We start from the raw sequence: 11613 nt of genomic DNA on the forward strand, positions 1-11613 counted from the left end.
TATGAAGGTGCACCACCTCAACTGCGGCACGATGCGTCCGCTCGGCGGCAAGGCGCTCGACGGCCGCCCCGGGATGCTGCGGCGCAGCACGATCGTGGCGCACTGCCTGCTCGTGGAGACCGCCGATGCGCTCGTGCTGGTCGACACCGGGTTCGGCACCCGCGGCGTCACCGAATCGCGGCGCTGGCTCGGCGGTCCGTTCATGGCGATGGTCGGCGCGAAGCCGGCCATGGAAGAAACCGCCGTGGCGCAGATCCGGGCGCTGGGCCACGATCCCGCCGACGTCCGGCACATCGTGATGACCCACCTCGACGTCGACCACGCCGGCGGGCTCGCCGATTTCCCCGACGCCACCGTGCATGTCCGCGCCACCGAACGCCGCGCCGCCGGGAACCCGAAGAGCTTCCCGGAGAAAACGCGGTACCGCGCCGAGCAATTCGCCCACAGTCCACTGTGGAGCACGTACGACGAGGCCGGCGAAAAGTGGTTCGGCTTCGACGCGGTGCGGCCGTTGCGCGGCCTGCCGCCGGAAATCCTGCTCGTCCCGCTGCCCGGCCACACGCACGGACACTCCGGCGTCGCGGTCGACACCGGAGACGGCTGGCTCCTGCACGCCGGCGACGCGTATTTCTTCCACGGCGAAGTCGCCCCGGTGAGCCCGCACTGCCCACCCGGCATGCGTGCTTTCGAGGTGATGAACCAGATGGACGGCTCCGCCCGCCGCGCCAACCTCGCCCGGCTGCAGACGCTCGCCCGTGACCACCAGGACGAGGTCTCGGTGTTCAGCGCGCACAGCCCGGTCGAATTCCAAGCTCTGCGCCGGAATACCTCGCAGGCCTTTCCGGGTTGAGTACCCGCATGACGCGCATCCGGTACGTCGGCGGCCCGACCGCCCTCCTCGAGTACGGCGAGGTCCGCCTGCTCACCGACCCCACCTTCGACGGCCCCGGCGATTACCCGATCGGCACTCGCAAGCTGGCGAAAACCACCGGCCCCGCGGTCACCGCCGCGGAGGTCGGCGCGGTGGACGCGGTGCTGCTTTCACACGACCACCACCCCGACAACCTGGACACCGCGGGACGCAAGTACGCCCTTGCCGCCCCTCTCGTCCTGTCCACCGCCTCGGCGAGGGAGCGGATCGGCGGCCCCGTTCGAGCGCTGGCCAACTGGGAGTCGTACGACCTCGCCGGCGTTCGCGTCACCGGAGTGCCCGCGCAGCACGGGCCTGACGGCAGCGAGCATCTCGTCGGCGAGGTCACCGGTTTCGTGCTCGAAAGCGAGGGCCAGCCGACCATTTACGTCAGCGGCGACAACGCTTCCCTCGACGTGGTGCGGCAGATCGCGGACCGCTTCGAGCGAATCGACATCGCCGTCCTGTTCGCGGGCGGCGCCCAAACGCCGCTGCTCGCCGACGCGTACCTCACGCTGCCCAGCGACGGCGCGGCCGAAGCGGCCCGGATCCTGAACGCGCGTCAGGTCGTCCCGCTGCACTTCGAGCATTGGGCGCATTTCACCCAGGGCCCGGACACGCTGCGATCCGCTTTCGTGCAGGCCGGGCTCGCCGACCGGCTGCACCTGCTCAAGCCCGGGGACCAGGTCAGCTTCCGGTAAGCACGAACCCTCCGTCGACGGTGATCACCGCACCGGTGACGAACCTGTTCTCCATCAAGTACAGGTTCGTCGCCGCCACCTGGTCCGCCTCGCCGATCGCCTTGGTCAGCGTTCGTTCCGTGAACGCGGCGACCATCGCGTCCAGCTGCGGTTGCGGAAGGCCGTCCCACATCGGCGTGTGAACTGGACCCGGGCGGACCGTGTTGACCCGCACCGGGGCGAGGTCGACGGCCAGACCGCGCGCCAACCCCTCGATCGCGCCGACCGAACTGGCCGCGAGCGCCGCGCCGGGCGTCGGCCGGACGCCGATGATCCCGGACGTCAGCACGATCGAACCGCCCGGCCGGATCCGCTGCGCGGCGTGCTTCGCCGCGGCGACGACGCCCCAGAAACGGACGTCGAACAGGCTCCGCGCGACGTCGAGCGGCAGTTCAGCGAGCGGCCGCTGGTCCAGCGCGTCACCTGCGGTGTACACGAGATGGTCCAGCTCGCCGACGTGCTCGAACAGGGCCGCGACATTCGCACCGTCGCGTACATCGGTGACGAATCCTTCGCAGGTGTCCGGCAATTCGGCGAGCGCCGCGTCCAGTCGTTCCTTCCCGCTCGAAGCGATCGTGACGGACGCGCCCGCCGCCGCGGCGGCCCGAGCGGTCGCCAATCCCATCCCCGAGCTGCCGCCGATGACGACAACCCGCTGGTCAACCAGAGACATGAGGAGCCTTTCCGGACGTTGATGACTCACTGAGACATCAACAGTAGCAGTGATGACCCACTGAGTCATCACTGTTAAGATCGGCGCATGCCGCGCTGGGACCCCGAAGCCAAGGAGCGGCTCCGCGCGGCCGCGCTGGAGCTGTTCGCCGAGCGCGGCTACGACAACGCCACGGTCGCGCAGATCACCGAGCGCGCCGGACTGACCCGGCGCACGTTCTCGCGTTACTTCGCCGACAAGCGCGACGTGCTGTTCGCCGGGTCCGAGCAGCTCCCGAACGCCATGGCCGACGCCGTCCGGCGCGCCGACCCCGCGCTTCCGCCGTTCCAAGCGCTGCTGGCCGCACTCGTGGACGCTGGCGATTTGTTCGCTGGCCTGGTTTCGCATGCCGCGCAACGCCGCGCCATCATCGCGTCCAGCCCCGAGCTGCAGGAACGCGAGCGCACGAAGCTGGCGGCTGTCACTGAAGCAGTCGTGGGGGCACTGCGAGAACGCGGCGCGAACGAGTCGAGTGCGAAGATGCTCGCTCAAGTCGGCATCGCCGTTTTTCACACCGCGTTCGAACGATGGGCCGAACACCCCGAAGGCGCGGATTTCGCCGCGCGGGTGCGGGAGGCGGCAGCTGAACTCGCCGCCCACCTCACCCCGTGATCAGGTCCGCTCGCGCACCTCGACCACCATCGAGTCCTCCAATTCCGCTTCTGCGGCCTGTTTGGTCCGCCCGGTCGCCCGCAGCACGAGATAAGCCACCACCAGCAGGACGAAAAACGGGATCCCGAACTTCCACGCCGGGTCGAGACCTTCGATCCAGAACGTGGAAATCAGTACGGTCGCGAGGAAAGCGATCACCACGACGTTCACGACCGGCGCGCCCCACAACCGCACCGGCGAAGGCGGCAGCCCGGCACGGCGTCGGCGGATCCGGAACGCCAAATGCGTCACCAGAATGATCATCCACACCACGAGCGCGGCGAAGATCGAAATGCCGAACAGCACGAGATACGCGTTGGAATCGGAATTCTTGGACAGGATCGTCGCGATCACCAGGCCCGCGGTGGACAGCACGAGCGCGTTGCGCGGCACTCCGGCCTTGGTCAGCCGTCCGGCCCAGGACGGGGCGAATCGGTGCTCGGCAAGGGAATGCAGCATGCGCGTGGTGAGATAGAGGTTGGTGTTCGCGCTCGACAACGCGGCGGTCAGGACCACGAAGTTCATGATCGTCGCCGCCGCGGGAACTCCGGCCGCCTGGAAGACGCGGACAAACGGGCTGGCCGTAATAGATCCGCCTTCGCCGGTGACGGTCCACGGCACCACCAAAACGACGATCAGCATCGCGGCGACATAGAAGATCGCCAGCCGCACCACCATTGCCCGGGCAGCACGGGGGACGTCGCGGGTGGGGTTTTCGGATTCGGCCGCGGTCACCGAAACCACCTCGGTGCCGATGTAGCTGAACAGCACGAACACCATGGCCAGCAACAGGCCCGACATGCCATGGGGCAAGAATCCTCCGCCCGTGCTGAGATTCGCGAAACCGGGCGCGGGAGCCTTCGGCAGGCCGAAGAAGACGAGAATCAGGCCGAGCGCGACGAACACCAGGATCGCGCACACCTTGATCATCGCGAACCAGTACTCGAACTCGCCGAAAATGTGCACCGCCGCGCCGTTGACGACGATCACCAGCAACGAGAACACCGCGACCGGCACCCACAACGGAATCTGCGGCCACCAGAACTGGACGTACACGCCGGCCGCGATCGTCTCGCCGCCGATAGCGATCACTTGCATGGCCCAATACGCCCAGCGCACCACGAATCCGCTGCCCGCGCCGAGGTACTTGTGCGCGATGCTGCCGAACGCGCCCGCGGCCGGGTGCACCACCACCATTTCCGCCAATGCCCAGGAAATCGTCAGCGCCACGAGTCCGCACAGGACGTAGGCGAGGACGACGGCAGGTCCCGCGTGCGAGATCGCCAGGCTCGATCCGAGGAACAGGCCGGTGCCGATGGCCCCGCCGATTCCGATCATCGTCAACTGCCTGCCGCGCAGCCTCCGCTGCAACCGGTTGGGGGACGGGGACTCGGCCATGTCTGCTCCCTACTGGCTCGCCCGGTACTCGGCGATCGCCGCGACAACGGCGTCGAGATCGGACTCGACGTTGTAGTAGTGCAAGGACATCCGCAGCACGTCGCCGCGGGCACTGCACACGATCCGCCGCCCGGCGAGAAACGCCGCCAGCGCGTCGGGATCCCGGTCGGCCAAGGCGACGAGCGGACCGCGCCGCGCGTCGTCCAGCGGGGACCGGAGTCGTTCCCCAGCGTCGAGCAGCCGCTGCTGCAGCTGCCCGGTCAACCCTCCGATGTGGTCGCGCACCCGGTGCGCGTCCACCTGGTGGACCATCTTCAGCCCGGCGACCGCGCCGTACGCGGACGGAATCGACGGCGTACCCGTCTCGAACCGACGGGCGTGCTCGGGATAGTCGAGATGCCGCGGGTCGAATTCGAACGGGTTCGTGCGGCCGAACCAGCCGGTCAGCGGCGGGGAGACCGCGTCGCGCAAGCCCGGCCGCACGTAGAGGAAGGCGATCCCGGAGATGCCGAGCAGGTATTTCAGGCTGCCGCTGACGAGGTAATCGCAGCCGAGTTCGGTGACGTCGACCGGTTCGACACCGAGACCCTGGTACGCGTCGACGAAGCTTCGGGCACCGTTTTCCCGCGCCAGCGCGGCGACTTCCCGCACCGGGAAGCGCAACCCATTGGCATAACTGACCAACGGGACGGACACCAGCCGCGTTCGCTCGGTGATGAGTGCCGCGTAGTCCTCGGTGTCGACCAGACCGTCATGGTGCGCAACGAATTGGACGTTCGCGCCGCGTCCCTGCTGCGCCAGCCAAACATGGCCCAGCGAAGGGAATTCCAGGTCGGTCGTGACGATTACCGGCCGCTCCGGCCACGCCTGCGTGGACGCGACCTGATACGCCCCTTCGGACGCGGACGGCACGACAGCGATGTCGTCGGCGTCCGCGCCGATCAGCTGAGCGAACAATGCCCGCGCCTCGGCGACCTTCGCCATCCACTTGTCCCACGGCGCCCCGTGCTCGCGGATCGTGTGCTGGAACTCGAAAAGCTCCGCGGCCAGCGCGTCCGAGAGCGCGCCCTGGCTGCAGCTCGCGAGGTGCACCGAGTCGGCGAAGGCGGGAAAATGCGCCCGGAAAGCGGCTGGGCTGGGCTGGTCGGTCACGACACTCCGTTCCGTAACTGGCGGGCGAGGCCGCATGCCCTCGTCGAGGCTCCGCGTTCACCCTGACTGATCTTCGGCAGCTATTCCGTCAGTGCTGCTGAAACCGGTACTGTAGATAGGGCCTACCGCGCTGTCAACGACCGTCAAGGATCCGCAATAGCGCGCCCCGCGACCGAGAGGACGCACCGATGAGCACCCCCGCCGAAACCGGGGTCGACCAGCTCCTGACCCAGCTGGCGCAGGGCCGGCTTCAGGTCGTCGACCTCACCAACAAGCTCAGCGCCGCCACCCCGACCCTCCAACTGCCGGAACCGTTCGCCAACCTGATCGACTTCAGCCTCGAACCGGTCAGCGAGTTCGACGATTCCGGACCGTTGTGGCGGCACAACAACATCCACACCGGCGAGCACATTGGCACCCATCTCGACGCACCGCGGCACTGGATCTCCAACCGCGACGGCGCGGACGTTTCGGAAGTGCCAGTCGACCGGCTGATCGGACCCGCGCACGTCCTCGACATTTCCTCGCGCGTCGCCGAGAATCCGGACTTCCTGCTGGAAATCGAGGACATCCAGGCTTGGGAAGCCGAGCACGGACCGTTGCGCGAGGGCGGCTGGCTGCTCGTGCACTCCGGATGGGATCGCTACGCGCAGGACCGCGACGCGTTCCTCAATTTCTCCGACGGGGCCAGCCACACCCCGGGAATCTCGGCGGCAGCGGCGAAATGGCTCGCCGAGGAAACGCCGATCGCCGGGTACGGCGTGGAGACTGTCGGCATCGACGCCGGGAACGGCTTCGCGCTCGACCCGCCGATGCCCGCGCACCACCATCTGCTCGGTGCGGACAAGTACGGCATCACCTCGTTGCAGAACCTCGGCTCGCTGCCGCCGACCGGCGCGCTCGTCGTGGTGTGCCCGCTGCCGATTGTCGGCGGGACCGGCAGCCCGGCTCGCGTGCTCGCGGTAACGTCGGGAGTGCGGTCGTGAATGTTGCCCAAGCCGTCGGTATCGCGTTGGCGCGGTTCGGCGTCCGCAAGGCGTTCGGGGTGGTCGGGAGCGGAAATTTCCACGTCACCAACGGCCTGATTCAGGGCGGGGCCGAGTTCGTCGCGGCCCGGCACGAGGGCGGCGCGACCACGATGGCGGACGCCTACGCCCGGTGCAGTGGCGAGGTCGCGGCGGTGTCGGTGCATCAGGGCTGCGGGCTGGGCAACGCGACCACCGGGATCGGCGAGGCGGCGAAGAGCCGGACGCCGCTGATCATCGTGACCGGCGAGGCGACGGATCCGCTGTCCAATTTTCACATCGACCAGGACGCGCTGGCTCGGTCGGTGGGAGCGAGCAGCATTCTGGTGCGGTCAGCGAAAACCGCGCTGGCCGACGTGCGGCGCGCGTTCACTCAAGCTCGACGCGACCGACGGACTGTCCTTTTGCGACTCCCGCTGGACGTGCAGGCCGAACCGTTCGACGAGAGCCTTCTCGACGGCCTGGCCGCCATTGAACCTCTGCTTCAGCCGCGAGCCGCCGAGGCGGAGGTGAAGGCGCTCGCTTCGGTCCTGCAGCGAGCCGAGCGTCCGGTATTCCTTTGTGGACGTGGCTCTCGAGCCGCCCGGCAGGAACTGGTCGCACTGGCGGACCGCTGCGGCGCGCTGCTCGCCGAGGGCGCGGTCGCGAAGGGACTGTTCACCGGTGAACCGTGGGCGATCGGGGTTTCCGGCGGGTTTTCGTCCCCGCTGACGACCGAGCTGATCCAGGGCGCGGACGTCGTCGTCGGCTGGGGTTCCGCGCTCAACGACTGGACCACCGCGCACGGCCGGTTGCTCTCGCCGGAAACGTCGCTGGTGCAGGTCGACCTGGAATCCGCCGCGCTGGGCCGGAACCGGCCGGTCGACCTCGGCGTCGTCGGCGATGTCGGCGGCACCGCTCTCGCGGTGGCCGAACTGGTCGAGGTCCACAATGGATACCGGAGCGACGAGCTCAAGTCCCGGATCGCCCGGGAAATCCGGTGGCGCGACAACGAATACGACGACGCTGGGTCTGCCGAAGTCATCGACCCGCGCACGTTGTCCGTCGCCCTGGACGAACTCATTCCCGCCAACCGGGTCGTCGGCGTCGATTCGGGGAACTTCATGGGCTACCCCACGATGTACCTCGACGTCCCGGACGAGAACGGTTTCTGCTTCACCCAGGCGTTCCAGTCGATCGGCCTCGGACTCGCCACCGCGATCGGCGCGGCACTCGCCCACCCGGACCGTTTCCCGGTCGCGGCGTGCGGCGACGGCGGGTTCCTGATGAGCATCGCCGAACTGGAAACCGTCGTGCGCTTGAAGCTGCCGATGCTGATCGTCGTTTACAACGACCACGCCTACGGCGCCGAGGTGTACTTCTTCGAGCCCGGCGGACATCCGGCCGACACCGTCACCTTCCCGGACACTGATCTCGCCGCTATCGCCCGTGGCTACGGCTGTGACGCGCTCACCGTCCGCGCCAAGGAAGACCTCGACGAGGTGGCGACGCGGGTCGCCGCCGGGCTCGACCGTCCGCTGGTGGTCGACGCGAAAATCGCCGGATTCAGCGCCTGGTGGCTCCAGGCCGCGATGACGCACCACTGAGCGCCCGCTTCACCAGGAGGTTCACCACCCACAGCAGGACGCCGACGGCGAGCAGGAGGCCAGCCACCTGGTAATCCTGCGCCGGGCGGCCGGACAGCGGGCTGACCAGGTACAGGCAGAACACCGCGGCGAGCACCGGCACCACGGTCGGTGCGCGGAAATGCTTATGCGAGACCTTGTCCTTGCGCAGCACCAAAAGCGCGATGTTGACGATGGCGAACACCACGAGCAGCAGCAACGCGGTCGTGCCGCCGAGCGCACTGATGTCTGCAAAGGACACCAGAACGATGGCGATCACGCTGGCGAAGATGATCGACACCCACGGCGTCCGGCGAGTCGGATGCACGCGGCCGAACACCGGCGGCAGCACGCGTTCGTTCGCCAGGCCGTACAGCAACCGGCTGGCCATCAGCATGTTGATCAAGGCGGAATTGATCACCGCGAACAGGCCGATGGCGGAAAAGATTTCCCGCGGGAAGCCAGGCGCGCCGACGTCCAGCACCTTCAGCAGCGCGTCGCTCTTGGCACCGGCCAGCTCGGAGGCCGGGACCAGCAGTGACGACGTCACGGAGACCAGCACGTAGATGGTCGCGGCGATGACCATGCCCCACAGCATCGCGCGCGGGAAAATCCGGACGGGGTCATGGCATTCCTCGGCCATGTTCACCGAGTCCTCGAAGCCCACCATCGCGAAGAACGCGAGCGAGGTCGCCGATGAAATGGCGACGAGCCACGTCTTGTCCGCGGTGTCGATCTCGACGAGCCGAGACGGTTCGCCATCCCCGTTCAGCACCGCCCACACGCCGACGCCGATGATGATCAACAGCCCGGACAGCTCGATGCAGGTGAGGACGACGTTGGCCTTCACCGATTCGCCGACGCCGCGGAAGTTGATCAACGCCAGAAGAATCACGAACGCGATGCCGACCAGCACCGTCGGCAGCTTCACGAACGCCGCGAGATAGGTCGCGCCGAACGCCTTGTTCGTGTACAGCGCCGCGCCGGCCGCGCGCGGGTATTTGCCGACCAGCTCGAGATAGCTGAACGCGGTCATGAAGGCGACCACGAACGCCAGCAGGAACGGCAGCCACAACGCGCCGCCGACGCGTCCGGCGACCTGCCCGGTCAGCGCGTACACGCCGGTGCCGATGATGTCGCCGACCACGAAGAACAGCAGCAGCTTCGGGCCCATGACCCGCAGCAGTGCCGGTTCGGCGACCTTGGAGGCACCCTCGCTCACGTCCGTCATGGGCGATTAGTGTGCCTTGTCCGGACGTGGACGGAAAGTCCGCCGGTCAGGCCTTGGCGACCGCCGTGTGCACGAGCGGGGTCATCATTTCCTTGGTCATCTTGACCGGTCCGGTGTAGTTGACCAGCACCGGAACCCCGTTGGACACCTTGGCCGCGGCGAGCGTCGCGGTCTTCTGCTCGTCGGTGTAGAACACCGCGCCGTCCGGGAAGCCCGGCACGTCGACCGCGCCCGGCTTGGCCTTCTTGATCGCGGCGATCATGTCGGCGGGCTTGGCCTGACGGCCCTCGTAACGGGTCACCGCGAGCGCGCCCGCGGTCTTGCCTTCGACGACGTACTCGCAGCTCGTGGCCTTGCCGCCGTTGCCCGGGTTGTCGTGAGCGGGTCCGGCCTTCGAGGTGATGCCGGGGATCTTGATCGCCTGGCTGACGTCATCGGACGGCAGCAAAGCGCAGGTGTCCGCGGAGGCCTTGTTGGCAGGCGCGGAGGACGAGGTCGGTGCTTTGCTCGCGGGCGGCGGCGCCGGCGCGGCGGCTTTCTGCTCCCCAGACGAGCAGGCAGTAAGGACAGCGGCGGCGGAGATCAACAAAGCGATCGGGTATGCACGCATATCGGGCATGCTAGTCCGAATGGAGTAACACTACTGTCAGTGCCCCTCCTCCACCGGAGCGCGATACCGCCAAAATCCAGGTAGAACGCCCAGCGAAGCCACCACCAACACGATCACCAGCAGCCCGCCGCCGGTCGCCGCGGCCTTGGTCCCCCACGCCGCCGCGGACCAGCCGTGCGTGAGGTCAGCGATCCGCGGCCCGCCCGCGACGACCACGGTGAACACGCCCTGGAGCCGTCCGCGCATCTCGTCGGTGGTCGCCGTCTGCAAGATCGCTTGCCGGTAGACCGAGCTGACCATGTCCGCGGCCCCGCCGAGCGCCATGAACACCACGGCCAGCCACAGCGAATGCGCGAGCCCGAACGCCGCCATCGCCGCACCCCAGCAGCAGATCGCGATGACGACCGCCGCACCCTGCCGCTGCACCCGGTGCAGCCAGCCGGAGAACAGCCCGATCAGCATCGCGCCCGCGGGCAGCGCGGCGTAGAGCATGCCGAGCGCCGGACCGCCGCCGGGCTGGTCGCCGAACGTCCGCTCGGCCATTTCCGGGATCAACGCCCGCGGCATGCCGGCGACCATCGCGATAATGTCCACGACGAACGACGCCAGCAGCACTTTTTGCTTGGCCAGATACCGGAAGCCGTCGACCACCGAGCTGACCCCGGCCCTGCGCGTCCCCTCGCCGAGCGGCGGGATCGAGGGCAGCCGCCAGACCGCGATCAGCGTGATCGCCAGGGCGCAGACGTCCACCAAGTACAAAGTGGACAGCCCGATCACCGGGATCAGCGCCCCGCCGAACAGCGGCCCGAACACCGCGCCGAACGTGGACATCGTGGTGTTGAGCGCGTTAGCCGACGGCAGCAGCGGAGCAGGCACCAGCCGCGCGACGACCGCGCCGCGCGTGGGCATGTTGATCGCGAAGAACGCCTGGTTCGCGGCGAGCAGCCCGAGCACGAGCCACACCGAATGCATTCCGCTGAACGCCTGGAGCCAGAGCAGCGCGGAGGTGATCGCGACGCCGACGTTGGTGACGAGCAGCAGCTTCCGCCGGTCGACCGCGTCGGCGATCGCCCCGCCCCACAGCCCGAACACGAGCAGCGGAACGAGCGCGACCGCGCCGGTCAGCCCGACGTAACCGGACGATCCGGTGATATCGAAAACCTGCTTCGGCACCGCGACCGCGGTGAGCTGCGAGCCGACCGCGGTCACCGCGGTGGACATCCACAGCCGCCGGAAAGCCGGAATCTTGAGCGGACGAGTGTCGACGACGATCCGGCCGAGGAGCTTGCGAGCCCCGTTGCGGGGCGGCAGTATCCCCGGTTCTGAAGTCACGAGCTATCAGCTTAGCTGCGCTAACGAAACTGGCGCAGGTGATTTTCCACGCATGCTGATCGCCCAGCTTCGGACACGAGCCGGACAAAGCCAGACGCCAGCCCGCAGATCGGAGTGCCCCAATGCCACATTGGGCACCTCAGATACACCCAATGGGGGTCTGGTGCGTCCCACCCACAACAAAACCGCCACCAACGCACCCAACAATCGAGGCACCCACCCCACCCCCGCACCCCGATACGAAGCCT

Annotated in this window: 11 protein-coding genes; 5 read left to right on the forward strand and 6 right to left on the reverse strand. The window is 68.0% G+C overall.

Translation table 11 applies throughout. The annotated features are described in order from the left end of the window. Position 1 precedes the first annotated feature (1 nt). Entirely contained in the window at positions 2-850 is an 849-nt protein-coding gene (locus tag H5411_RS43900) for an MBL fold metallo-hydrolase (RefSeq protein ID WP_101437384.1), read from the forward strand. Between the two features lie 8 nt (positions 851-858). Continuing rightward, a complete protein-coding gene (locus H5411_RS43905; RefSeq protein ID WP_183127610.1) occupies positions 859-1611 on the forward strand; it encodes an MBL fold metallo-hydrolase in 753 nt (250 codons plus the stop codon). Here H5411_RS43905 and H5411_RS43910 read toward each other — a convergent pair. Beyond that, the gene (locus tag H5411_RS43910) at positions 1598-2323 is read right to left on the reverse strand and encodes an SDR family oxidoreductase (RefSeq protein WP_183127612.1); all 726 of its coding nucleotides are present in this window, start codon (positions 2321-2323) and stop codon (positions 1598-1600) included. The two genes, H5411_RS43905 and H5411_RS43910, sit on opposite strands and share 14 nt — an antisense overlap. Positions 2324-2410: 87 nt before the next feature. Between H5411_RS43910 and H5411_RS43915 the strand changes: the two genes are divergently transcribed. Beyond that, a complete protein-coding gene (locus tag H5411_RS43915; RefSeq protein ID WP_183127614.1) occupies positions 2411-2974 on the forward strand; it encodes a TetR family transcriptional regulator in 564 nt (187 codons plus the stop codon). Here H5411_RS43915 and H5411_RS43920 read toward each other — a convergent pair whose 3' ends face one another. Together H5411_RS43920 and H5411_RS43925 are read right to left on the reverse strand one after the other, a co-directional pair. After that, positions 2975-4411 carry an amino acid permease gene (locus H5411_RS43920; protein WP_183127616.1) on the reverse strand — a complete coding sequence of 479 codons (1437 nt, stop codon included), beginning with the start codon at positions 4409-4411 and terminating at the stop codon, positions 2975-2977. Positions 4412-4420: 9 nt separating this feature from the next. After that, complete coding sequence (locus tag H5411_RS43925) at positions 4421-5563, reverse strand: aminotransferase class V-fold PLP-dependent enzyme (RefSeq protein ID WP_183127618.1); 1143 nt, start codon at positions 5561-5563, stop codon at positions 4421-4423. A 188-nt stretch (positions 5564-5751) separates the two neighbouring features. Between H5411_RS43925 and H5411_RS43930 the strand changes: the two genes are divergently transcribed. Both H5411_RS43930 and H5411_RS43935 read left to right on the forward strand, forming a co-directional pair. Beyond that, positions 5752-6549 carry a cyclase family protein gene (locus H5411_RS43930; RefSeq protein ID WP_183127620.1) on the forward strand — a complete coding sequence of 266 codons (798 nt, stop codon included), beginning with the start codon at positions 5752-5754 and terminating at the stop codon, positions 6547-6549. Next, positions 6546-8174 carry a thiamine pyrophosphate-binding protein gene (locus H5411_RS43935; RefSeq protein ID WP_183127622.1) on the forward strand — a complete coding sequence of 543 codons (1629 nt, stop codon included), beginning with the start codon at positions 6546-6548 and terminating at the stop codon, positions 8172-8174. The genes H5411_RS43930 and H5411_RS43935 overlap by 4 nt, the downstream gene beginning before the upstream one ends. Here the strand turns inward: H5411_RS43935 and H5411_RS43940 are convergent. From H5411_RS43940 to H5411_RS43950, 3 genes are read right to left on the reverse strand one after another with little or no spacing between them, the layout of a single operon-like run. Then, positions 8134-9423, reverse strand: coding sequence for an APC family permease (locus tag H5411_RS43940; RefSeq protein WP_183127624.1), 1290 nt, complete (start codon positions 9421-9423; stop codon positions 8134-8136). The two genes, H5411_RS43935 and H5411_RS43940, sit on opposite strands and share 41 nt — an antisense overlap. A 46-nt stretch (positions 9424-9469) precedes the next feature. Further along, positions 9470-10033: a DUF3558 family protein gene (locus H5411_RS43945; RefSeq protein WP_167441983.1), complete on the reverse strand. Its 564-nt coding sequence runs from the start codon at positions 10031-10033 to the stop codon at positions 9470-9472. 36 nt (positions 10034-10069) lie between these two features. Then, positions 10070-11344 carry an MFS transporter gene (locus tag H5411_RS43950; RefSeq protein ID WP_183127626.1) on the reverse strand — a complete coding sequence of 425 codons (1275 nt, stop codon included), beginning with the start codon at positions 11342-11344 and terminating at the stop codon, positions 10070-10072. Positions 11345-11613: the final 269 nt, after the last annotated feature.

Origin of the sequence: Amycolatopsis echigonensis (assembly GCF_014174495.1) — a bacterium.
GTDB lineage: Bacteria > Actinomycetota > Actinomycetes > Mycobacteriales > Pseudonocardiaceae > Amycolatopsis > Amycolatopsis echigonensis.

Coding starts and splice junctions, on each gene's coding strand:
- H5411_RS43910 (WP_183127612.1), bottom strand. CDS start 2,323: ATGTCTCTGGTTGACCAGCGGGTTGTCGTCATCGGCGGCAGCTCGGGG.
- H5411_RS43905 (WP_183127610.1), top strand. CDS start 859: ATGACGCGCATCCGGTACGTCGGCGGCCCGACCGCCCTCCTCGAGTAC.
- H5411_RS43945 (WP_167441983.1), bottom strand. CDS start 10,033: ATGCGTGCATACCCGATCGCTTTGTTGATCTCCGCCGCCGCTGTCCTT.
- H5411_RS43900 (WP_101437384.1), top strand. CDS start 2: ATGAAGGTGCACCACCTCAACTGCGGCACGATGCGTCCGCTCGGCGGC.
- H5411_RS43920 (WP_183127616.1), bottom strand. CDS start 4,411: ATGGCCGAGTCCCCGTCCCCCAACCGGTTGCAGCGGAGGCTGCGCGGC.
- H5411_RS43915 (WP_183127614.1), top strand. CDS start 2,411: ATGCCGCGCTGGGACCCCGAAGCCAAGGAGCGGCTCCGCGCGGCCGCG.
- H5411_RS43940 (WP_183127624.1), bottom strand. CDS start 9,423: ATGACGGACGTGAGCGAGGGTGCCTCCAAGGTCGCCGAACCGGCACTG.
- H5411_RS43930 (WP_183127620.1), top strand. CDS start 5,752: ATGAGCACCCCCGCCGAAACCGGGGTCGACCAGCTCCTGACCCAGCTG.